The organism is Variovorax endophyticus (genome assembly GCF_025376855.1).
In the GTDB taxonomy this organism is placed as follows: Bacteria; Pseudomonadota; Gammaproteobacteria; order Burkholderiales; family Burkholderiaceae_C; genus Variovorax.
In genome coordinates this window covers 1-20,485 of the sequence record NZ_JAHUTH010000040.1, presented here as the reverse complement: position 1 = coordinate 20,485, position 20,485 = coordinate 1, and the positions used below count along the sequence as shown (strand labels likewise).

The following is a 20,485-nucleotide window of genomic DNA, read 5'->3' as shown; positions in this document are numbered from 1 at the left end:
AAGGCATGGGGATATTCGCGGGCGATCCGGGAACGCTTTATGCGTGCTGCGGCGCAGCATCCCCACCCCACTCGCCGCAAAGGAGCTTCCATGCTGGACCGTACCGCCACCCAGTTCTCCCACGTCAAGCCGGGCGACACCGAATTCGTCTCGGGCGGACTGCGCGACTTCTTCCTCTACCGCGACCTCGGCGTGGCCGCCGCCACCAACGGCAAGGTGATCGCGCACCTCGTCAAGGCCAACATGGCACCGGAAGCGGGCACCGGCTGGCATCGCCACGAGGCCGACTTCCAGATCGTGATCATGGTCAAGGGCTGGGCCCGCTTCATGTACGAGGACAAGGAAACCCTGGTCGAGGCCGGCGACGTGGTGCACCAGCGCCCCGGCATCCGGCACTACCTGTTCGACTACTCGCCCGACATGGAGTACCTGGAGATCGTCTCGCCGGCCGATTTCAAGAGCGTGGACGTGGAGCCGGTGTGCGAGATCCCGCCGCCGACCCCCTGGGCCTGAGCCCCCGGAAACCGGCTTTCGCCACCGTCCTACGGACGGCGCGCGAACCTGCCCGATAGACTGCGCCCTCGTCTCGCAAAATCGATAACAACCGAGGAGAGAGAGCATGAGGATCCCCATGGCCCGCCTGTCGGCGGGCGTTCTGTTCGCGTTCGCCGTCCTGGCCGCCGGCCTCGCCGCCGCCGCGCCGCCTTCCAATCCCCCCAGTTCCGCCGCCGTGCCGGCCAACTCGCTCGAAGCCGAGCAGGAGGCCGCCTTCAAGGCCGCGCGCGCGGTGCAGAAGACCGGCCCGGCCGACATCGCCCTGCGCGACCAGGCCCACCTGAAGCTGCCGCCCGGCTATGTCTGGGTGCCCACGCCGGCCGCGGCGCAGCTCATGCGCAGCATGGGCAACCGGGTCGACGACAGCTTCCTCGGCGCGGTGTTCCCGAACAACGACGCCGACTGGTTCGCCGTGGTGAAGTTCGTGAAGGAGGGCTACATCAAGGACGACGACGCCAAGGACTGGAACGCCGACGACCTGCTCAAGAGCCTCAAGGAAGGCACCGAGGCCGCGAACGAGGAGCGCGCCAAGCGCGGCATCCCGGCGATCGAGGTCACGGGCTGGGCGCAGAAGCCGCAGTACGACGCCTCGGTGCACCGCCTCGTGTGGTCGGCGCTCTCCAGGCACAAGGGCGAGGCCTCGGGCGGCCAGGGCGTCAACTACAACACCTATGCGCTGGGACGCGAGGGCTACATCAGCCTGAACCTCGTGACCAACGCCAACGACCTCGAGAAGTACAAGCCCGACGCGACCCAGTTGCTGGCGGCGCTGCAGTACGACGACGGCAAGCGCTACGCCGACTTCGACGCCTCCACCGACAAGGTCGCGGCCTATGGCCTCGCGGCGCTGGTGGCGGGTGCGGCGGTCAAGAAGCTCGGCCTGTTCGCGGTGATCGCGGCCTTCCTGGCCAAGTTCGCCAAGATCATCGCGGTGGCGGTGGGCGGCGCACTGTGGGGCGCGGGCAAGCTGTTCCGGCGCAAGGAGAAGGCGCCGGTGGCGAGCGAGACGCCGGCCGGCGGGCTGCCGCCGACGAATCCGCCCGCGGCCTGAGCGCGCGCGGGCCGTGGTCAAGCTGCTGCTCCTGCTGCTGAGCGCGGGCAAGCTCGGCAAGCTGCTGCTCACCGGCGGCACCATGTTGCTGTCGGTGGTCGCCTATGCCTTCGTCTTCGGCTGGCGCTACGCGGTGGGCTTCGTGGCGCTGATCTTCATCCACGAGATGGGCCACTTCCTCGCGGCGCGCCAGCGCGGCCTGGACGTGGGCGCGCCCACCTTCATTCCCTTCGTGGGGGCCTGGGTCGAGCTCAAGGACCAGCCGCACGACGTCGAGACCGAGGCCTGGGTGGGCTTCGCCGGGCCGCTGCTCGGCAGCCTGGCCTCGCTGGCCTGCTACTTCCTCGCGCGCGAGAGCGACAGCCGGCTGCTGCTGGCGCTCGCCTACGCGGGCTTCTTCATCAACCTGTTCAACCTGATCCCGCTGTCGCCCTTCGATGGCGGCCGCATCACCGCGGTGCTCACGCCGCGCGTCTGGCTGCTCGGGGTGCCGGTGCTGGTCGCCCTCTTCTTCTGGCGGCCGAGCCCGATGCTGGTGCTGGTGGCCGTGCTGGCGGCGCCGCAGGTGATGCGGGCCTGGAAGTACGACCCCGAGGATCCGGCCAACCGGCAGTACTACGCGGTGTCGGCCGAGACGCGGCTGACCTACGCCGTCTACTACATCGGGCTGGTGGCCTTTCTCGCGGTGATGGCGCACGACACGCACGAGATGCTCGGGGCGGCGCGCCTGCCGGGCGGCTGAACGCCGCCGCGCCTCAAGGCGCGCCGAAACGCGGCGCGCGCTTCTCGAGGAAGGCCGTCACGCCCTCGCGCGCATCGGCGCTGCCCGCGCGCTCGCGCAGCAGGCGGTGCTCGAGCGCCAGGTGCGCCTCGAGCGTGCGGCCCGGCGCCTCCGCGCACAGCGCCTTGATCGCGGCGAAGGACCCGGGCGCGCCCGCGGCCAACCGCCGTGCCAGCGCCTCGCCGGCCGCGGCCAGTTCGGCGTCGGGATGCAGCGCATCGACCGCGCCGGCCGCCAGACAACGCTGGCTGTCGATGGGGTCGCTGAGCATCAGCCACTGCTGCGCGTGCAGCACCCCGATGCGCCGCGCGAGGAACCACGAGCTGCCCGCGTCGGGCGACAGGCCGATGGCCGCGTAGCCGGTGCGCAGCTTCATCGACTCGGCCGCGAGCACGAAGTCGCCGGCCAGCGCGAGCCCCACGCCCGCGCCGCCGACCGCGCCGTTGAGCACGGTCACGAGCGGCGCCGGGCCGTTCACCAGCCGCAGCAGCGCCGGGTGCAGGGGATCGAGGATTTCATCGACCAGCGCGGGCAGGTCTTCCCCGGCCGCGACGAACTCCTCGATGTCGCCACCGGCGCAGAACACGCGCCCCTCGCCGGTCAAAAGCACCACGCGCGGCGCGGCCGCCAGCACCTCGTCGATCGCGCGCACCAGCGCGCGGCTGCTCGCGGCGCCGATCGCGTTGGCGCGCTCGGGACGGCGCAGCACGATGCGGCCGATGCCCTCCTCCACCGACCAGGCGATGCCCTGCTCGAGCGGCATCTCAGATGCCCGTGAGGCCGCCGGTGCACATCAGCGTCTGGCCGCTGACGTAGTCCGACTCGGGAATGCACAGCAGGTAGACCGCGCCGGCCGCCTCCTCGGGCGTGCCGCCTCGGCCCAGCGGAATGGTCTGCTCCATCATCGACAGCAGGCCAGGGTTGATGCCGACCTTGATCTCGCGGCCATCGATGTTGGCGGTGGTCGCGTCGGCCGCGCTCGCGGTCAACCGGGTCTGGATGAAGCCGAAGGCCACGCAATTCACGGTGACGTTCATGCGGCCCCATTCCTTGGCCAGCGTCTGCGTCATGCCGACGATGCCGGCCTTGGCGGTCGCGTAGTTGGCCTGGCCCGCGTTGCCGAACAGCCCGGCCACCGAGGAGATGTTGACCACCTTGCGCACGGTGCGCCGGCCGGCCTCGGTCTCGGTCTTCGAGAGCTGGCGGATCACCGGCTGCGCCGCGCGCAGGATGCGGAACGGCGCCGTGAGGTGCACGTCGAGCATGGCGTACCACTGCTCGTCGGTCATCTTCTGCACCACGCTGTCCCAGGTGTAGCCGGCGTTGTTGACGATGATGTCGAGGCCCTGGAACTCGCTGACCGCGGTGCCGACGAAGCGCTCGGCGAAGTCGGGCGCGGCCACGCTGCCGTTGCAGGCCACGGCCTGGCCGCCGGCGGCGCGGATGGCCTGCACGGTCTCGTCCGCGGGGCCGGCGTCGAGATCGTTGACCACCACGCGCGCGCCCTCCGAGGCGAGCTTGAGCGCGATCGAGCGGCCGATGCCGCGGCCCGAGCCGGTGATGAGGGCGACCTTGCCTTCGAGTCTGGATGTCATGTCTGGATGTCTTTCTTCGTTGGATCTTCAGGCGAGCGCCACCAGCGCTTCGCCCGCGATGCGCACCTGGCCATGCTGGTTGGTGCTGCTGACTTCCACGCGCACGCAGCGCTCGCCGTCGCGCTCGAGCTTCTCGACCACGCGGCCCGTGCAACGCACCGCATGGCCCAGGTGGGTCACGCCCTGGAAGCGCACGTCGAAGCGGCGCAGCTTCGACTGCGGCGCCCACTGCGTGAGCAGCCGGCCGAGCCAGGCCATGCCCAGCATGCCCTGCGCGAACACGTCGGGCATGCCGGCGCGGCGCGCGAAGTCGATGTCGATGTGGATCGGGTTGTGGTCGCCCGAGGCGCCCGCGAACAGCGCGAGCGTGGTGCGGTCGACCGGCGGCAGTTGCAGCGGCGGCAGTTCGTCGCCGACCTGCACGGTGTCGTGGTTGGGTGCGGTCATGGGGTTCCTCGGGCTCAATGCCGGCAGACGATCACGGTGCGCAGCTCGGCCACCAGTTCGTCGCGCTGGTTGGTGGCGCGCGAGCTCTTCACCACGAACTCGAGCGCGCCGTTCTTCTTGTCGTAGATGTCGGTGATGGTCGAGCGCACCGTCACCGTATCGCCCGCGCAGGCCGCGCGGTGGTAGCTGAAGCCCTGCTCGCCGTGCAGCAGCTTGGCCAGCGGTATGCCCAGGTCGGCCAGCAGCCGGTTGGACGCGCCCGAGTCGAGCTCGGCCGCGAACAGGAAGGTGGGCGGCGCGGGCAGGTCGGCATAGCCGGCATCGCGCGCGGCGGCGGGGTCGGTGTAGACCGGATCGGTCTCGCCGATCGCCTTGGCGAAGAACTGCAGCCGCGTGCGCTCCAGCGGCAGCACCGAGGCGGGCAGCTCGTGCCCGATCCATTTCCTGTCGATCATGGCGGGGCCCTTCTTCAGACGCGTTCGTAGAGCGTGACCACGCAGGCGCCGCCCAGGCCCAGGTTGTGCTGGAGCGCGAGCCGCGCGCCCTCGACCTGGCGCTTGTCGGCCGTGCCGCGCAGCTGCTGGACCAGCTCGGTGCATTGCGCGAGGCCGGTGGCGCCCAGCGGATGGCCCTTGGACAGCAGGCCGCCCGAGGGGTTGGTGACGACCTTGCCGCCGTAGGTGTTGTCGCCGTCGAGCACGAACTTCTCGGCCCCGCCCTCGGGGCACAGGCCCAGCGCCTCGTAGCTGATCAGCTCGTTGTGCGCGAAGCAGTCGTGCAGCTCGACCACGTCGATGTCCTGCGGGCCGACGCCCGCCGCCTCGTAGACCTTCTGCGCCGCCTCGCGCGCCATGCTGAAGCCGACCACCTCGCGCATGTCGCGCGCCTCGAAGCTCACCGGGCGGTCGGTGGTCATGGCCTGGGCCTTGATGCGCACGCTTCGGTCCAGGCCGTGGCGCTGCGCGAACCCGGCCGAGCAGACGATGGCGGCGGCCGCGCCGCAGGTCGGCGGGCAGGCCATCAGCCGCGTCATCACGCCGGGCCACATCACGGGCGTGGCCAGCACCTCGTCCTCGGTCACGACGGTGCGGAACAGCGCCACCGGGTTGTTCGATGCATGGCGGCTGGCCTTGGCGCGGATCTTCGCGAAGGTCGACAGCTGCGTGCCGTACTGCTGCATGTGGGCCAGGCCCGCGCCGCCGAAGTAGCGCAGCGCCAGCGGCACCTGCTCGTTGCCGACCAGCTCGTCGGTGATGGACTCGAAGCGGTCGAAGGGGCTGGGCCGGTCGTCGAACACCGCGCCCAGCGCGCCCGGGCTCATGTGCTCGAAGCCGAGCGCGAGCACGCAGTCGGCCGCGCCGCTGGCCACGGCCTGGCGTGCGAGGAACAGCGCGGTCGAGCCGGTCGAGCAGTTGTTGTTGACGTTGACCACGGGGATGCCGGTCATGCCGACCTCGTAGAGCGCGCGCTGGCCGGCGGTGGAGTCGCCGTAGACATAGCCCACGTAGGCCTGCTGCACCTGGTCGTAGCCGATGCCGGCATCGGCCAGCGCCGCGTTGAGGGCCTGCGCCGCCATCTGCGGATAGGGCAGGTTCGCGCCGGGCTTGGTGAAGGGGATCATGCCGACGCCGACGACATGCACATCCTGGGTCATGGGAATTCCTCTCTGGGTGTTGGAACGAAAACGAAGGGATCAGGCGATCGCGCGCTGGCGATCCTTCCAGAACGGCTCGCGCAGCTTGGTCTTGAGCACCTTGCCGGCGCCCGAGAGCGGCAGCGCCTCGACCACCGCCACGCTGCGCGGACACTTGTAGCCCGCGATCAGGGTCTTGCAGTGCGCGATCAGCTCGTCGGCCGTGACCGGCTGCCCCGGCTTGGCGACCAGCACCGCATGCACGGCCTCGCCCCATTCCTCGCTCGGGATGCCGATGACCGCGCAGGCCGCGACCGCCGGATGCTGGGCGATGGCATTCTCGACCTCGGCCGAGTAGATGTTCTCGCCGCCGCTGATGATCATGTCCTTCATGCGGTCGACCACGAAGATGAAGCCGTCGTCGTCCATGTAGGCGCCGTCGCCGGTGTGCATCCAGCCCTCGCGCACCGCGGCGGCCGTCTGCTCGGGCTTGTTCCAGTAGCCGAGCATCACGTTCGGCCCGCGCACCGCCACCTCGCCCACGGTGCCGCGCGGCACCTCGGCGCCCTCGGCATCGACGATGCGCACCTCCATGCAGAAGCTCGCGCGGCCGGCCGAGCGCAGCTTGCCGGCCTTGCGGCCCTCGACCGTGTGGTACCAGGCGGGGTTGATGGTGGCCACCGGCGACAGCTCGGTCATGCCGTAGGCCTGCACGAAGTCCACGCCCGGCAGCGCCGCCATCGCGCGGTTGAGCACGGCCTCGGAGATCGGCGAGGCGCCGTAGGCGATGCCGCGCAGGCTGCCGAGCTCGCGCGGCCTGTCGCGCATGGCGGGATGGTCGACCAGCATCTGGATCATGGTCGGCACCAGCAGCGTGTGGGTCACGCGCTCGCGCTCGATCGCGTCGAGCACGGCCTCGGGGTTGAACATCGGGATCACCACGTGCGTGTTGCCCTGGAACCAGTGCGGCCCCGAGATGCCCATGTCGGCCAGATGGAACATCGGCGCCGCATGCAGGTAGCAGCCCTCGGCCGGCGCCATGCCCTCGGCCTGGGCGGCCAGCGCCGAGGCGCAGAGGTTGGCGTGGCTCAGCATCACGCCCTTGGGAAAACCCGTGGTGCCGCCGGTGTAGAAGATGCCGGCGAGGTCGTCGCCATGGCGATAGGCGTCGGGCACGGGCGTCGCGCTGTCGAGCAGTGCCTCGTAGCCGAGCATGCCGGCCGGCACCGCGCCGTCGCCGCAGTAGATCAGCTCGCGCAGGGTGGTGGACTGGCCGCGCAGCTGCTCGGCGGCGGCGCGGAAGGCGTCGTCGACCAGCAGGATCTGCGAGCCCGAGTCCTCGAGCGAATAGAGGATCTCGGCCGGCGACCAGCGGATGTTGCAGGGATTGAGCACGCCGCCGCCCCAGGGCACGGCCATCTGGTATTCGAGGTAGCGGTCGGAATTGAGCGACAGCATCGCGACCCGGTCGCCGTTCTTCATGCCGAGCTTCTGCAGCGCGCCGGCCAGCCGCGCGATGCGCTCGCCGAAGGTGCGGAAGCTGGTGCTGCGGCTGCCGAAGCGCACCGCGGTCTTGTCCGGTTTCTGCTGCATCGCGCGGTGCAGCGCCTGGGTCAGGTACATGGTGGCTCGTCTCCTAATCGTTGGTCTTGTCGGCACGCCTTTGCAGGTCTTTTTCTGGCGTGGACGCATGGTAGAAATCCGGGCCCGGGCCGGCGATTGCGCTTCGCTTCGTTCGCATTGCAGAAAACGTCAATCGACGGCCCGCCGCGTCCCGTGTACGGTCGAATCGCCCTCCTCCATGCTGCAACCGCCCGTCACCATCCCGGTCGCCTTCGTCGAAGGCATGCTCTCCGGCATCCGCGCCCGGGGCACCGCCGCGCCCATCGACATCGATCGAGCGCTGGAAGACGCCGGCGTGCCGCCGCCGCTGCTGTCCGAGCCGGGCGCGCGCGTCACGGCCGAGCAGTACGTGGCGCTGTTCGCGCTCTTGATGGACCGGCTCGACGACGAGTCGCTGTGCTTCCTCACGCGCCGGATGCGCCGCGGCAGCCTGGCGCTGATCGCGCGCTCCACGCTCGGCGCCCCCGATTTCGGCCATGCGCTGCGCCGCGTGGCCCACACCTTCAGCCTGCTGCAGGACGACCTGCGGCTGGTGCTGCTGCGCGAGGGCGAGCTCGCGGGCTTCGGCATCGCGATCGAGAACCCCGCGATCGGCCACCAGAACTTCCTGCACGAGCTGATGCTGCGCGTGTACTGGCGCCTGCTGGCCTGGCTGCATGGCGGGCGGCTGGCCGCGCGGCGCTTCGACTTCGGCTTCGCGCTGCCGCCCTACGCGGCCGGCTATGCCAAGGTGTTCCCGGGCACCTTGCGCTTCGGCCAGCCCTGCTCGGCCGTGTGGTTCGACGCCGAGGCGCTGCGCACGCCGATGCACCGCGACGCGCATGCGATCCGCGACTTCCTCGCGGCCTCGCCCGGCAACGTGATCCTGCCGCGGCTGGCCGAACAGCCCATCAGCGCCAGGGTGCGCGAGATCCTGCAGCAGAAGCGCCCGGCCTGGGCCGACCTCGCGACCGTGGCCGCCTGCCTGCACATGTCGGTCAGCACCCTGCAGCGCCACCTGGCGACCGAGAGCACCTCGTTCCAGGCACTCAAGGACCAGCTGCGACGCGACGTGGCGATCGTGCGGCTGGCCACCAGCGCCGTGCCGCTGGCGGCGCTGGCCGCGGAACTGGGCTTTGCCGACAGCGCGGCCTTCCAGCGCGCCTTCAAGACCTGGACCGGTGGCGCGCCGGGTTCGTACCGGCGCCGCGTGGCCGCGGCCGGCGGTGGCGATTCCCTGCCGGCGCCCTGAGTTTTCAGAAGCTTCCGGAACGGCCGCAAGGCCCGGGCGACAATCGCCCCATGCCTCCCACCTCCGACCTGCCCCCGCTCAACCGCCAGTTCGTCGCCCATTTCGGCGAGATGGGCAGCAAGTGGGGCATCAACCGCACCGTCGGCCAGATCTACGCGCTGATCTTTCTCTCGGAACGTCCGCTCAATGCCGACGAGATCGCCGAGCTGCTGGAGTTCTCGCGCTCCAACGTGAGCATGGGCCTGAAGGAGCTGCAGGCCTGGCGCCTGGTGCGCCTGCGCCACCAGCCCGGCGACCGGCGCGAATACTTCGAGGCGCCGTCGGACGTGTGGGAGATCTTCCGCGTGCTGGCCGAGGAGCGCCGCCGCCGCGAGATCGAACCCACGCTCTCGATGCTGCGCAATGCCCTGCTCGAGTCGCCCCACAGCGAGGCCGAGCGTCATGCGCAGGAGCGCATGCGCGAGATGCACGACCTGATCGACCGGTTGATGAAGTGGTTCGACGACGTGCAGCGGCTGTCGCCCGAGACCGCGATGCAGCTCATGGGCATGGGCTCGACCGTGACCAAGGTGCTGACGCTCAAGGACCGGATCACGGGGGGTGCATCGAGGAAGAAGAAGCCTGCGACGGATTGAGGCTGTCAATACGGGGACAAGGACGCGAAGGACGCAAAGATTCCGCGAAGGTCGCGAAAGAAGACATTTGAAATTTCTTCCTTGACCCTTTTGCGTTCTTCGCGAAACCTTCGCGCCCTCTGCGTCCGGCTGTCCGCTTTCAGAGCCTTTCCTGTCCCTCCGGCGTTTCAGGCATCTCGAATTTCTCCTTGCGGATGGCGTCGTCGGCCATCAGCTCGAACCACATCGCGTTGAGCACCGCGAAGGCGGCCGCCAGCGGCAGGCCGAGGATCCAGGCGAAGTACCACATCGTTCTATTCCTTTCTTGCGATCAGTACGCGTGACCGCGTTCCTCGCGGATCGCCTTCTCGTCGACCTTGCCCCACAGCACGTGGTAGACCCAGGTCGTGTAGGCCACGATCAGCGGGATGAAGATGGCCGTGACCACCAGCATGATGAACAGCGTGAGGTGGCTCGAGGACGAATCCCACACGGTGAGGCTGGCGCGCGGATCGATGGAGGACGGCAGGATGAACGGGAACATCGAGGCGCCCACGCTCAGGATGATGCCGGCGATGCCGAGCGCGCCGGCCAGCAGCGCGAGCAGTTCGCGCCGCAGCGCGAGCCCCATCAGCGCCAGCAGCGCGCCAGCGAAGCCGGCCACCGGCGCGGCCAGGGTCCAGGGGTGGGCCGCGTAGTTCGCGAACCAGGCACCGGCCTGCAGCTCGACCGTCTTGAGCAGCGGATTCGACGGCCCCACGGTATCGACCGCGCTGGTGATGCGGTAGCCGCCGATGGCCGAGGCCATCCAGAAGCCCGCCGCCGCATAGAGCACGATGGTGGCGGCGGCCGCGACCATGCCGTAGCGGCGCGAGCGCTCGGCCACGGGCCCGGCGGTCTTCAGCTGCAGCCAGGCCGCGCCGTGCATCGCCATCATCGCCACCGACACCAGCCCGCACAGCAGCGCGAAGGGGTTGAGCAGTCCGAGGAAGCTGCCGTCGTAGTGGATGTGCATGTCGGTCGCGAAGCGGAACGGCACGCCCTGCAGCACGTTGCCCACCGCCACGCCGAAGATCAGCGCGGGCACCAGGCCGCTGAAGAACAGCACGCCGTCCCAGCGCGCGCGCCATTGCGGCGACTCGCGCTTGCTGCGGAACTTGAAGGCCACCGGCCGCAGGATCAGCGCCGAGAGCACGACGAACATCGCGAGGTAGAAGCCGGAGAACGAGACGGCGTAGAGCTGCGGCCAGGCCGCGAACACGGCGCCGCCGCCGAGGATCAGCCAGACCTGGTTGCCTTCCCAGACCGGGCCCACGCTGTTGATGACGAGCCGGCGCTCGACGTCGTTGCGCGCCGCGAACGGCAGCAGCATGCCGCTGCCGAGGTCGAAGCCGTCGGTGACGGCGAAGCCGACCAGCAGCACGCCGATCAGTGCCCACCAGATGAAGCGCAGGGTGTCGTAGTCGAGGAGTGTGTGGAGGATCATGCGGCGCTCCCGGTGGTCGAAACGGCGTGGGCGGGCGGAACGTGCGAACGCGCGTCGCCCTCGTCGGGCGAGTGCTCGGCGACCGGCCCCTTGCGGATCGCCTTGACCATCAGCTTGAGCTCGATGACCAGCAGCACGGTGTAGATGGCGACGAAGCCCGCAAGCGTGAACAGCACCGACTTGATGCCGATGTTCGAGACCGCCACCGCGGTCGGCAGCACGCCCTCGATCACCCAGGGCTGGCGTCCGAACTCGGCCACCAGCCAGCCGGCCTCGGCCGCGATCCACGGCAGCGGGATCGCGATCACCGCGGCCTTGAGCAGCCAGCGGTGGCGGTCCAGCGTGCGGCGCGCCGACAGCACGAAGAAGGTGCCGGTCAAGAGGATCAGCAGCATGCCGATGCCCACCATGATGCGGAACAGCCAGAACAGCGGCGCCACCTGCGGCACCGTGTCCCAGGCCGCCTTGGCGATCTGCTCGTCGGTGGCCTGGCGCGGATCGTCCACGTAGCGCTTGAGCAGCAGCGCATAGCCCATGTCGACGCCGTTGTTCTCGAAGGCGTCGCGCACGCCCTGCGTGACCGGCTTGCCGCCGGCCTCGCGGATCTTCTGCAGCGCGTCGTAGGCCTTGATGCCCTCGCGGATGCGCGCCTCGGCGCGCTTCACGAGCTCGTCGATGCCCGGGATCACGGTGGTGAGCGAGCGCGTGCCGATCAGCCCCATCACGCCCGGGATGTGGATCGCGTAGTGGGTCTCGCGCGCGGCCTGGTCGGGAAAGCCGAAGGCGGTGAAGGCCGCGGGCGCGGGCTGGGTCTCCCACATGGCCTCGATGGCCGCGAGCTTCATCTTCTGGTGCTCGGTCGAGAGGTAGCCGCTCTCGTCGCCGAGCACCACCACCGACAGCGAGGCCGCGAGGCCGAAGGAGGCAGCCACCGTCATCGAGCGCTTGGCGAGCTCGATGTGGCGGCCCTTGAGCAGGTACCAGGCCGAGATGCCCAGCACGAACACCGCCGCGCAGACATAGCCGGCCGACACCGTATGCACGAACTTCGCCTGTGCCACCGGGTTGGTCAGCACGGCGGCGAAATCGGTGACCTCCATGCGCATGGTCTGCGGATTGAAGGCCGCGCCCACCGGGTTCTGCATCCAGCCGTTGGCGATCAGGATCCACAGCGCCGAGAAGTTGGAGCCGATGGCCACGGCCCAGGTGGTGGCGAGGTGGCCGACCTTGGAGAGCCGGTCCCAGCCGAAGAAGAACAGGCCGACGAAGGTCGCCTCCATGAAGAAGGCCATCAGGCCCTCGATGGCCAGCGGCGCGCCGAAGATGTCGCCCACGTAGTGGCTGTAGTAGCTCCAGTTCATGCCGAACTGGAACTCCATCACCACGCCGGTGGCGACGCCCATCGCGAAGTTGATGCCGAACAGCACGCCCCAGAATTTCGTCATGTCGCGCCAGATCACGCGGCCGGTCATGACATAGACGGTCTCCATGATGGCGATGACGATCGAGAGCCCCAGCGTCAGCGGGACGAAGAGGAAGTGGTAGAGCGCCGTGACGGCGAATTGCAATCGCGACAAGGCGACGATGTCGAGGTCCATGGTGGCTTCCTTTGTGTTCCCTGTGTTCTTCGTGGTGGAGTGGTTGGCGTTGCTTCGGTGTCGTTCAATCGGCGCGCAGTTGCCGCAGCGCCTGCTCGAAGGCCTCGCCGCCGCGCCGCAGGTCGGCGACGACGCGGCCGTCCTCGATGCGCAGCAGCCGGTCGGCGAGCGCGGCCTCGCGGCGCAGGTGGGTGGCGATCACGAGCGTGCGGCCCTCGGCATGGCGCGCGAGGCGCTGCAGCACGTCGTGCGCGACCGCGGCATCGAGCGCCTCGGTGGGCTCGTCGAGCAGCCACAGCGGCACCGGGCGGAGAAAGAGGCGCGCGAGCGCGAGGCGGCGCGACTGGCCGCCCGAGAGGCCGAGGCCGCCTTCGCCGAGGCGCGTGGACAGGCCGGACGACAGATGGCGCACGTCGTCGGCCAGGCCCGCGGCCTGCAGCACGGCCCACAGTTGTTCGTCGTCGGCGGCGGGATCGGCCAGCCGCAGGTTGTCGCGCAGCGTGTCCTCGAACAGCTCGGTGCGCTGGGTCAGCAGGCAGCAGGGCAGCGCGGCCACCTCGCCACGGCGCGACGCGAGTTCGCCCGCGATCACCGAGAGCAGCGTGGACTTGCCGCTGCCGCTCGGGCCGACGATGGCGACACGCTCGCCTTCGGCGATGGTCAGCGAGAGGTCTTCGAGCGCGGGCACGGTGCTGGCGCGATGGAAGGCATCGATCGTCGTGAGGCGCAGCGCGAGCGATGCGTCCTCGGGAAGCCGGGGCGCGGTGGGCGCGTCGTCCTGCGCCATGCACGGTGCCAGGCGACGCACCGCGAGCCAGGTACGGCCCGCGTCGAGCGCGCCGCGGCGCAGCGCGGCGAAGGGTTCGAGCGCGGTCAGCGCCACCAGCAGCGCGAGCGCGGCGGAGGGCGCGCCGATCACGCCCTCGCCCACCAGCGCCGCCACCGCGAGCAGCACCGCCACCAGCGTGAGCGTGCCCGCGCCGCCATAGGCCAGGCCGGCCGTGCTCTCGAGGCGGTTGAGCGCGAGGTCGGCGCGCGCCAGCCGGCGGTCGGCCGCGGCCAGCGCCTCGCGCTGCGCATCGAGTCGGCCGGCCATCGCGAGCTCGGTCTGGCCCGCCACCAGGTCGGCGGCGCGCTCGCGCAGGGTCTCGATGGCGCGGGCGCGCCGCAGGGCCGGACGCCGCGCGCGGCGCGACACCGCGAAGGCCAGGCCCCAGCCGACGGCCACGAGCCAGGCCGCGAGCGCCGCGCCCATCGCGGCGTGCATCGTACCGAGCACCACGCCGGCCAGCAGCGCGGCGCCGAGTGCGGCAGCGGCGGGCACCAGCAGGCGCAGGTAGAGCGATTCGAGCGCATCGATGTCGCTGGTGAGCCGGAACAGCAGGCGCGCGGGTCGCAGCGCCAGCGCGCGCGCCGCCTCGGCCCGAGCCCAGCCGCGGAACAGCCGCACGCGCAGCGCGGCCAGTGCGCCGAAGGTGGCGTCGTGCGTGACCAGCCGCTCGCCGTAGCGCGAGGCGGTGCGGCCCAGCGCCAGCAGCCGGATGCCGGCCGAGGGCGCGAACACGTCGAAGGTGAAGGCCGTGGCCGCATGCAGGCCCGCGAGCGCGGTGGCGGTGATGAACCAGCCCGAGAGGCCGAGCAGCGCCATGCCCGCGAGCACGGTCACGGCGGCCAGCAGCGCGCCCCAGCGCAAGGCGCGCGGCTGGGCCGCGAAGAAGGGGCGCAGCACCAGGCGCAATTCGCCCGCGTGACGGTGCGTGTTCGGCTTCATGCGGCCTTCTCCGCGGCATCGGCGCCGAGCTGCACGACGCGGTCCAGGCGCGCGGCCAGCGCGGGGTCGTGCGTGGCGACGATCATGGTGCGGCCGCGCGCGAGTTCGAGCAGCGCATCGGCCACGCGCCGCGCGGTCTCGGTGTCGAGGTGGGCGGTGGGCTCGTCGACCAGCAGCAGGTCGGCCTGCGGATGGACCGCGATGCGCGCCAGCGCGAGGCGCACGGCCTCGCCGCCCGACAGGCCCAGGCCACCCTCGCCCAGCGCCGCGCCCGGATGCGCCTGCGCGACGTGCTCGAGCTGCGCGAAGCGCATCGCGGCTTCGACGCCGCCCGCGTCGAGCGCGCGGCCCAGCGCAACATTGGCGGCGACCGGGCCCGCGAACACGTGCGGCTTCTGGCCCATCCAGCCGATGCGCGCGCGCAGCGCGGCGGCGGTGCGGTCGTTCATCGGCACGCCGCCGATCAGGATCTCGCCCTGCTGCGCCGGCACCAGGCCCGCGAGCAGCGACAGCAGCGCGGTCTTGCCAGCACCGCTGGCACCGGCCAGCGCGATGTGCTCGCCCGCGGCCACGCGCAGCTCACGGCCTTCGAACACGCGGCGCGATTCGCCGGGCCAGGCGAAATGCAGGTCGTGCACGACCACCGAGGGCGCGGCACTCGAGGGCTGCATCGAGACCACGTGCACGTCCGGCGCGTGGGCGCCCGGCAGCGGCAGCGCCTCTCGCCGCAGGCCTTCGAGCGCCTCGAGCGCGGCCTCGCCCGCCGCGCGGTCGTGCCACACGGCCGAGAGTTCGCGCAGCGGTTCGAAGAAGGCCGGCGCGAGCAGCAGCACGAACAGGCCCTGGCCCAGGCTCAGCGGCCCGTTCCAGGTGCCGAAGCCCAGCGTGCCCAGCAGGTGGAAGCCGACGTAGACCGCCACCATCGCCACGCCCAGCGCCGAGAACAGCTCGAGCACGGCCGAGGACAGGAAGGCGATGCGCAGCACGGCCATGGTGCGTTCGCGCAGCGACTGCGCCGAGTCGGCGAGCCGCGCCGCGGTGGCATCGACCGCGCCGAGCGCGCGCAGGGTCGCGAGGCCGCGCAGGCGGTCGAGCAGGAAGGCGTTCATGCCGCCCATCTGCACCATCTGCGCCTCGCTGGCCGCCTTGGCGCGCCAGCCGACGATGGCCATGAACAGCGGGATCAGCGGCGCCGCGAACAGCAGCACCAGCGCCGCCACCCAGGTCTGGCTCGCGACCACGGCGAGGATCGCGAGCGGCACCGCGGTGGCACGCCAGCGCGCGGGCTGGTAGCGCACCAGGTAGGGCACCAGCGCCTCGGCCTGCTCGGCCAGCGCGCTCGCGGCCAGGCCCGAGGGCACGCGGCCACGGTCGAGTGGCGAGGCACCGGCCAGTGCCTCCGCGGCCTGGGCGCGCAAGTCCGAGAGCCGAGCGCGTGCCCGCCCGAAGGTGCGCCGCGCGCCCCAGGCTTCGCAGGCGGCGCGCAGCCAGCCGAACAGGAGGATGCCGAGCGCGGGCCACAGCACCGCGGCCAGCCCGCCGCCATCGGCCAGCGCCTGCACCGCCCCCGCCAGCAGCGCCGCCTGCGGCAGCCACAACAGCGCGGCCGCGCCCTGCACCACGCCGCCGATCTCCGGCCGGGCCAGGGCACGCAGGGGTCGACGGTGGGCGGAAGGGTTCATCTGTTTTTGATTTCGTGAATTTTCAGTATTTACTGAAATTTCCACAATGATACCGAAAACCTGACCGAACAGCGAGCACGGCGAAGCCTGCCCGCTTCGCCGCACGGGCGCAAGTCAACGAAGGAACGCGTCCGGCCCGAACGGCCGGCGGGATCTCAGTGCGAGACGACGATGCCGCTGATCAGCAGCCCCGCGAACAGCGCGGCGACGGCGCGCCACGAGGCCGGCCGGGTCTCGACCCAGCGGTACAGCAGCGCGGCCGCGGCGATCGACAGGCCGAAGGTCGCGAGCATGCCGAGCCCGTCGATCCAGGGCGCGTGCGGCCCGAGCCGCACCACGGCGGCATTCACCGCGAGCAGCACCGGAAAGTGGATCAGGAACAGCGAATAGGACATGCGCCCCAGCCGCTGCAGCGCGACCGCCGCCAGCGGCCAGCGCGGCGGCGACAGCCATTGCCGCCGCTGCGCCACCGCGATCAGCAGCGCCGTGACCAGCGCGGTCGCGATGCGGCTGCGCCATTCGAGCGCCAGCGCGCCCGTGCCCAGCAGCAGCAGCAGCGCGATGGCGCTCTGCCAGGTGCTCGCGCGCGTGGCGCGGCCGATCCAGAACACCAGCATGCCGAGGCCGTAGGCGCCGAAGAAATAGAAGGCGGTGTCGTCGAGCTCGGACTCGCGGTTGAACAACGCCAGCGATGCGACGGCCACGCCGAGCACCAGCGCGACCGCGAGCCAGCGCCGGCGCGCGGCTTCGCCGGGCCGCGCCAGTTGGTCCGCCGGGGGCGCGAGCAGCGCCGGCAGCCCGATCAGCGTGAGCGCCAGCGCGAACAGCTGGAAGTCGATCGCCACATACCAGACGCCGGTGGACAGTGCCTCGTAGCCCAGCAGGTCCTGCAGCAGCAGCCCGTGCGCGAGCAGCTGGCCGATGCTCGGCGAGGCCGGCACGAGCTCGGCGTCGAGCCAGGGCCGCACCGCGGCCGCCACCAGCACGCAGACGGTGAGCGCGGCGAGGTAGGGCATCACCAGTCGGCCGTAGCGCTGGAAGATGCGCACGAGCGGCCGGTCGATGCGCAGCAGCCCGTCGGGCGCGAGACTGGCCGCGGCCAGAAAGCCGGCGATCACCAGGAAGATCTGGACCGCGAGCCGCCCGTCGCTGGCCAGCCAGCCGAGGAAATCGGGCGCGAGCGACAACGCGCCCGCGGGCATCGGCCCGTAGCGCGAGAGGTGATGCCCGACGATCACCGCGCAGGCGAGCCCCTTGGCCGCGTCGAGCAGCGGCATGCGCTCCCGCCGCGCGGCGGGAGCAGGTGCGGCGCTCGCCGCCGGGGCCGGCAGGTCGTTCACGCTAGGAACGCGTTCTCAAAGCGCGAGCCGCTGGCGAGCCTCCTGGTATTCGCGCTTGAGCTTCTCGATGAAGACGCCGGCGCTCGAGACTTCGCTGATCGCGCCGATGCCCTGGCCCGAGCCCCAGATGTCCTTCCAGGCCTTGGCCTTGCTGCCCTCGCCGCCCGAGAAGCTCATGGTCTTCACGTCGCCTTCGGGCAGGTTCGCCGGGTCCATGCCGGCGTTGACGATGCTGGGCGCGAGATAGTTGCCGTGCACGCCGGTGAACAGGCTCGAGTAGACGATGTCGTCCGAAGTGCCCTCGACGATGGCCTGCTTGTAGGCGTCGCTCGCGCGGGCCTCCTCGGTGGCGATGAAGGCGGTGCCGATGTAGGCGAAGTCGGCGCCCATGGCCTGCGCGGCGAGCACCGCGCCGCCGGTGGCGATCGAGCCCGACAGCGCGACGGGGCCGTCGAACCACTGGCGGATTTCCTGGATCAGCGCGAACGGGCTCTTGATGCCCGCGTGGCCGCCGGCACCGGCCGCCACCGCGACGATGCCGTCGGCGCCCTTCTCGATCGCCTTCTGCGCGAACTTGTTGTTGATCACGTCGTGCAAGGTCACGCCGCCGTAGCTGTGGACCGCGTCGTTGACGTCGGTGCGCGCGCCCAGCGAGGTGATGACGATCGGCACCTTGTACTTCACGACCATCTCCATGTCGTGCTCGAGGCGGTCGTTGCTCTTGTGCACGATCTGGTTGATGGCGAAGGGCGCGGCGGGCCTGTCCGGATTGGCCTTGTTGTAGGCCGCGAGCTCCTCGGTGATCTCGATCAGCCACTCCTCGAGCTGCGCCGCAGGCCGTGCGTTGAGCGCCGGCATCGAGCCGACCACGCCGGCCTTGCATTGCGCGATCACGAGCTTGGGGTTGCTGATGATGAACAGCGGCGAGCCGATGATCGGCAGCGGCAGGTTCGCGAGCACGGGGGGCAGTTTCGACATGGTCGTTGTCTCAGGGGTTGTTGAATTCGGGAGCGGACAGCCGGACGCGGAGGACGCGAAGATTCCGCGAAGTGCGCAAAAGCAAAACCAAATTTTGATTTCTCTTTCGCGTCCTTTGCGTAACCTTTGCGACCTTCGCGTACGGAAGTCCGGATGTCAGAAAGCCTCGAGCGCCAGCGCGTTCACGCTCTCGGCACCGTCGACGATGCTGTCGCGCAGGCCCGGCGCCTTCGAGAGGATGTGCTCGGCATAGAAGCGCGCGGTCGTGATCTTGGCCTGCATGAAGTCGACGTCGACGTTGTGCGAGGCCTGGTCCTGCGCCACGATCAGCGAACGCGCCAGCTGCCAGCCGGCCACCAGGTTGCCCGCGAGCATCAGGTAGGGCACGCTGCCCGCGAACACCGCGTTGGGCGAGGCCTTGGTCTGGCCCGCGACGAAATCCACCACCTCGACGAAGGCCTTGCGCGCGGCCTTCAGGCGCTTGAGCACGGCCTTGGCGGCGGCGCTGTCGCTCTTCGCGAGCTCGGCCTCGGTCTTCTCGATCTGCGCGGCGATGGCCTTGGCCGTCTGGCCGCCGTCGCGCGCGGTCTTGCGGCCCACGAGGTCGTTGGCCTGGATCGCGGTCGTGCCTTCATAGATCGTGAGGATCTTCGCATCACGGTAGTACTGCGCCGCGCCGGTCTCCTCGATGAAGCCCATGCCGCCGTGCACCTGCACGCCCAGCGAGGTCACCTCGAGGCTCATCTCGGTGCTGTAGCCCTTGACCAGCGGCACCATGAATTCGTAGAAGGCCTGGTTCTGCTTGCGCGCGTCGGCATCGGGATGGTGGTGCGCGGCGTCGTAGGCCGCGGCGGCCACGCTGGCCATGGCGCGGCAGCCTTCGGTGTAGGCGCGCATGGTCATCAGCATGCGCTTCACGTCGGGGTGATGGATGATCGCCGCGCTCGCGTTGATCGAGCCGTCGACCGGGCGGCTCTGCACGCGCTCCCGGGCGTAGGCCACGGCATGCTGGTAGGCGCGCTCGGCGATCGCGATGCCCTGCATGCCCACCGCATAGCGGGCCGAGTTCATCATGATGAACATGTACTCGAGGCCGCGGTTTTCCTGGCCCACGAGATAGCCGACGGCACCGCCGTGGTCGCCGTACTGAAGCACGGCCGTCGGCGAGGCCTTGATGCCCATCTTGTGCTCGATGCTCACGCAGTGCACGTCGTTGCGCGCGCCCGGCGAGCCGTCGGCGTTCAGCAGGAACTTCGGCACCACGAACAGGCTGATGCCCTTCACGCCCTCGGGCGCGCCGCTCACGCGCGCCAGCACGAGATGCACGATGTTCTCGGCCATGTCGTGCTCGCCGTAGGTAATGAAGATCTTGGTGCCGAAGACCTTGTAGGTACCATCGGGCTGCGGCTCGGCGCGGCTGCGCACCAGCGCGAGGTCGCTGCCGGCCTGCGGCTCGGTGAGGTTCATCGTGCCGGTCCACTGGCCGCTCACGAGCTTCTCGAGGTAGGTAGCCTTGAGTTCGTCGGAGCCCGCGGTCAGCAGCGCCTCGATGGCGCCGTCGCTCAGCAGCGGGCACAGCGCGAAGCTCATGTTGGCCGAATTGAGCATCTCGCCGCAGGCGGCGCCGATGGTCTTGGGCAGGCCCTGGCCGCCGAAGTCGGCCGGATGCTGCAGGCCCTGCCAGCCGCCCGACACGTACTGCGCGAAGGCTTCCTTGAAGCCGGCCGTGGTCGTGACCTCGCCGTCCTTGAACGACGAGGGATTGCGGTCGCCCGCGACGTTGAGCGGCGCGATCACGTCCTGGTTGAAGCGCGCGCATTCCTCGAGCACGGCCTGCGCGGTCTCGAGGCCGGCGTCCTCGAAGCCGGGCAGCCTGGCGATCTCGCCGATGTTGGCCAGGTGCTCGATGTCGAACAGCATGTCCTTGAGGGGGGCGGTGTAGCTCATCTCATGTCTCCCGATACTGCGGATGTGAAAAGGGCATCGCGAACGATGCCCTCTGGCTCAATGCAATGGCGCGATCAGAGCGCCTTGACCAGTTCAGGCACGGCCGTGAACAGGTCGGCCACGAGGCCGTAGTCGGCCACCGAGAAGATCGGC

At 70.3% G+C, this 20,485-nt stretch carries 19 protein-coding genes; 5 read left to right on the top strand and 14 right to left on the bottom strand.

The features are described 5' to 3' along the window. The first annotated feature begins 90 nt into the window (after positions 1-90). From KV106_RS35575 to KV106_RS35565, 3 genes are all read left to right on the top strand, one after another. Entirely contained in the window at positions 91-513 is a 423-nt protein-coding gene (locus KV106_RS35575) for a cupin domain-containing protein (RefSeq protein WP_057595793.1), read from the top strand. Positions 514-619: 106 nt separating this feature from the next. Continuing rightward, positions 620-1,606 (top strand): DUF2167 domain-containing protein, encoded by a 987-nt coding sequence (locus KV106_RS35570; protein WP_261216481.1) that lies wholly within the window; start codon positions 620-622, stop codon positions 1,604-1,606. Between the two features lie 13 nt (positions 1,607-1,619). Further along, positions 1,620-2,348 (top strand): site-2 protease family protein, encoded by a 729-nt coding sequence (locus tag KV106_RS35565; protein WP_261216480.1) that lies wholly within the window; start codon positions 1,620-1,622, stop codon positions 2,346-2,348. 13 nt (positions 2,349-2,361) lie between these two features. Here KV106_RS35565 and KV106_RS35560 read toward each other — a convergent pair whose 3' ends face one another. Genes KV106_RS35560 through KV106_RS35535 form a run of 6 tightly spaced genes read right to left on the bottom strand, consistent with a single transcriptional unit; the run spans position 2,362 to position 7,685 of the window. Continuing rightward, entirely contained in the window at positions 2,362-3,150 is a 789-nt protein-coding gene (locus KV106_RS35560; protein ID WP_261216479.1) for an enoyl-CoA hydratase-related protein, read from the bottom strand. Position 3,151: 1 nt separating this feature from the next. Beyond that, the gene (locus tag KV106_RS35555) at positions 3,152-3,982 is read right to left on the bottom strand and encodes an SDR family NAD(P)-dependent oxidoreductase (protein WP_093355812.1); all 831 of its coding nucleotides are present in this window, start codon (positions 3,980-3,982) and stop codon (positions 3,152-3,154) included. A 27-nt stretch (positions 3,983-4,009) separates the two neighbouring features. Continuing rightward, on the bottom strand, positions 4,010-4,429 hold the full coding sequence (locus KV106_RS35550) for a MaoC family dehydratase (RefSeq protein ID WP_261216469.1): 420 nt from the start codon (positions 4,427-4,429) through the stop codon (positions 4,010-4,012). A 14-nt stretch (positions 4,430-4,443) separates the two neighbouring features. After that, complete coding sequence (locus KV106_RS35545; RefSeq protein ID WP_057595798.1) at positions 4,444-4,884, bottom strand: MaoC family dehydratase N-terminal domain-containing protein; 441 nt, start codon at positions 4,882-4,884, stop codon at positions 4,444-4,446. A 14-nt stretch (positions 4,885-4,898) separates the two neighbouring features. Continuing rightward, positions 4,899-6,083, bottom strand: a complete 1,185-nt coding sequence (locus tag KV106_RS35540; RefSeq protein ID WP_261216467.1) for a lipid-transfer protein — start codon at positions 6,081-6,083, stop codon at positions 4,899-4,901. 39 nt (positions 6,084-6,122) lie between these two features. Continuing rightward, positions 6,123-7,685 carry a long-chain-fatty-acid--CoA ligase gene (locus tag KV106_RS35535; protein WP_261216464.1) on the bottom strand — a complete coding sequence of 521 codons (1,563 nt, stop codon included), beginning with the start codon at positions 7,683-7,685 and terminating at the stop codon, positions 6,123-6,125. A 178-nt stretch (positions 7,686-7,863) separates the two neighbouring features. On the opposite strand from KV106_RS35535, the gene KV106_RS35530 reads away from it, so the two are divergent. Together KV106_RS35530 and KV106_RS35525 are read left to right on the top strand one after the other, a co-directional pair. Further along, on the top strand, positions 7,864-8,916 hold the full coding sequence (locus KV106_RS35530) for an AraC family transcriptional regulator (RefSeq protein WP_261216462.1): 1,053 nt from the start codon (positions 7,864-7,866) through the stop codon (positions 8,914-8,916). Positions 8,917-8,966: 50 nt separating this feature from the next. Next, positions 8,967-9,551, top strand: coding sequence for a GbsR/MarR family transcriptional regulator (locus KV106_RS35525; RefSeq protein WP_057595802.1), 585 nt, complete (start codon positions 8,967-8,969; stop codon positions 9,549-9,551). A gap of 139 nt (positions 9,552-9,690) precedes the next feature. Here KV106_RS35525 and cydX read toward each other — a convergent pair whose 3' ends face one another. The 8 genes from cydX to KV106_RS35485 all read right to left on the bottom strand — a co-directional run bounded on the left by cydX (position 9,691) and on the right by KV106_RS35485 (position 20,332). Next, positions 9,691-9,840: a cytochrome bd-I oxidase subunit CydX gene (gene cydX, locus KV106_RS35520; RefSeq protein ID WP_057595803.1), complete on the bottom strand. Its 150-nt coding sequence runs from the start codon at positions 9,838-9,840 to the stop codon at positions 9,691-9,693. Between the two features lie 21 nt (positions 9,841-9,861). Beyond that, on the bottom strand, positions 9,862-11,016 hold the full coding sequence (cydB, locus tag KV106_RS35515; protein WP_261216459.1) for a cytochrome d ubiquinol oxidase subunit II: 1,155 nt from the start codon (positions 11,014-11,016) through the stop codon (positions 9,862-9,864). Then, positions 11,013-12,614: a cytochrome ubiquinol oxidase subunit I gene (locus tag KV106_RS35510; protein WP_057595805.1), complete on the bottom strand. Its 1,602-nt coding sequence runs from the start codon at positions 12,612-12,614 to the stop codon at positions 11,013-11,015. The genes cydB and KV106_RS35510 overlap by 4 nt, the downstream gene beginning before the upstream one ends. Positions 12,615-12,678: 64 nt before the next feature. Beyond that, entirely contained in the window at positions 12,679-14,385 is a 1,707-nt protein-coding gene (locus KV106_RS35505; protein ID WP_261216457.1) for an amino acid ABC transporter ATP-binding/permease protein, read from the bottom strand. Next, positions 14,382-16,067, bottom strand: coding sequence for a thiol reductant ABC exporter subunit CydD (cydD, locus tag KV106_RS35500; protein ID WP_261216452.1), 1,686 nt, complete (start codon positions 16,065-16,067; stop codon positions 14,382-14,384). The genes KV106_RS35505 and cydD overlap by 4 nt, the downstream gene beginning before the upstream one ends. Before the next feature lie 155 nt (positions 16,068-16,222). Then, on the bottom strand, positions 16,223-17,344 hold the full coding sequence (locus KV106_RS35495; protein ID WP_409976595.1) for an acyltransferase family protein: 1,122 nt from the start codon (positions 17,342-17,344) through the stop codon (positions 16,223-16,225). Positions 17,345-17,422: 78 nt separating this feature from the next. Continuing rightward, entirely contained in the window at positions 17,423-18,385 is a 963-nt protein-coding gene (locus KV106_RS35490; RefSeq protein ID WP_261216447.1) for an NAD(P)H-dependent flavin oxidoreductase, read from the bottom strand. Between the two features lie 156 nt (positions 18,386-18,541). Beyond that, positions 18,542-20,332 carry an acyl-CoA dehydrogenase gene (locus KV106_RS35485; protein WP_261216445.1) on the bottom strand — a complete coding sequence of 597 codons (1,791 nt, stop codon included), beginning with the start codon at positions 20,330-20,332 and terminating at the stop codon, positions 18,542-18,544. Positions 20,333-20,485 lie beyond the last annotated feature (153 nt).

Excerpts from the sequence above, each read along its gene's own strand:
- cydB (WP_261216459.1), bottom strand. The coding sequence starts at position 11,016 with ATGATCCTCCACACACTCCTCGACTACGACACCCTGCGCTTCATCTGG.
- KV106_RS35575 (WP_057595793.1), top strand. The coding sequence starts at position 91 with ATGCTGGACCGTACCGCCACCCAGTTCTCCCACGTCAAGCCGGGCGAC.
- KV106_RS35570 (WP_261216481.1), top strand. The coding sequence starts at position 620 with ATGAGGATCCCCATGGCCCGCCTGTCGGCGGGCGTTCTGTTCGCGTTC.
- KV106_RS35560 (WP_261216479.1), bottom strand. The coding sequence starts at position 3,150 with ATGCCGCTCGAGCAGGGCATCGCCTGGTCGGTGGAGGAGGGCATCGGC.
- KV106_RS35545 (WP_057595798.1), bottom strand. The coding sequence starts at position 4,884 with ATGATCGACAGGAAATGGATCGGGCACGAGCTGCCCGCCTCGGTGCTG.
- cydD (WP_261216452.1), bottom strand. The coding sequence starts at position 16,067 with ATGAACCCTTCCGCCCACCGTCGACCCCTGCGTGCCCTGGCCCGGCCG.
- cydX (WP_057595803.1), bottom strand. The coding sequence starts at position 9,840 with ATGTGGTACTTCGCCTGGATCCTCGGCCTGCCGCTGGCGGCCGCCTTC.
- KV106_RS35540 (WP_261216467.1), bottom strand. The coding sequence starts at position 6,083 with ATGACCCAGGATGTGCATGTCGTCGGCGTCGGCATGATCCCCTTCACC.
- KV106_RS35485 (WP_261216445.1), bottom strand. The coding sequence starts at position 20,332 with ATGAGCTACACCGCCCCCCTCAAGGACATGCTGTTCGACATCGAGCAC.
- KV106_RS35555 (WP_093355812.1), bottom strand. The coding sequence starts at position 3,982 with ATGACATCCAGACTCGAAGGCAAGGTCGCCCTCATCACCGGCTCGGGC.
- KV106_RS35510 (WP_057595805.1), bottom strand. The coding sequence starts at position 12,614 with ATGGACCTCGACATCGTCGCCTTGTCGCGATTGCAATTCGCCGTCACG.
- KV106_RS35495 (WP_409976595.1), bottom strand. The coding sequence starts at position 17,344 with ATGCCGCTGCTCGACGCGGCCAAGGGGCTCGCCTGCGCGGTGATCGTC.
- KV106_RS35530 (WP_261216462.1), top strand. The coding sequence starts at position 7,864 with ATGCTGCAACCGCCCGTCACCATCCCGGTCGCCTTCGTCGAAGGCATG.
- KV106_RS35525 (WP_057595802.1), top strand. The coding sequence starts at position 8,967 with ATGCCTCCCACCTCCGACCTGCCCCCGCTCAACCGCCAGTTCGTCGCC.
- KV106_RS35505 (WP_261216457.1), bottom strand. The coding sequence starts at position 14,385 with ATGAAGCCGAACACGCACCGTCACGCGGGCGAATTGCGCCTGGTGCTG.
- KV106_RS35550 (WP_261216469.1), bottom strand. The coding sequence starts at position 4,429 with ATGACCGCACCCAACCACGACACCGTGCAGGTCGGCGACGAACTGCCG.
- KV106_RS35535 (WP_261216464.1), bottom strand. The coding sequence starts at position 7,685 with ATGTACCTGACCCAGGCGCTGCACCGCGCGATGCAGCAGAAACCGGAC.
- KV106_RS35490 (WP_261216447.1), bottom strand. The coding sequence starts at position 18,385 with ATGTCGAAACTGCCCCCCGTGCTCGCGAACCTGCCGCTGCCGATCATC.